The sequence below is a fragment of the Aquirufa sp. OSTEICH-129A genome (assembly GCF_054558355.1).
The window spans coordinates 1-318 of sequence record NZ_JBPXKC010000021.1; the positions used below are offsets into that span (position 1 = coordinate 1).

The following is a 318-nucleotide window of genomic DNA, read 5'->3' on the forward strand; positions in this document are numbered from 1 at the left end:
GACTCGCTGTAGCTACCCCATTCGTGAAGCTCACACTCGTCGCTGTACCAAAGTCTGTACCCTCTACTTTTGGTGAGGTCGCTGGAGATGATGAACTATTCGCTCCACTGAAAGTTAAGCTCTTACTACCCGTATAGCCACTCGCCGTATTGCCACTCGCATCTTTTGCCGTAATCGTAATCGTTTGACTGCCTCCCGCTGTTTGCGTGCCACTTCCCGTGATGATGAACTTCGTAGCTGAACCTGCTCCAATCGTCACATTGCCACTCGTTACGGCACTACCCGTCGCTGGAGTGAAGGTAAACGTGCCCACTCCTG

1 protein-coding gene is annotated in these 318 nt (G+C 52.2%); it reads right to left on the bottom strand.

All coding sequences use genetic code 11. The annotated features are described in order from the left end of the window. Nucleotides 1-318, bottom strand: a 318-nt coding sequence (locus SKC36_RS12340; RefSeq protein WP_459466078.1) for a hypothetical protein, incomplete at both ends; no start/stop codon positions are given.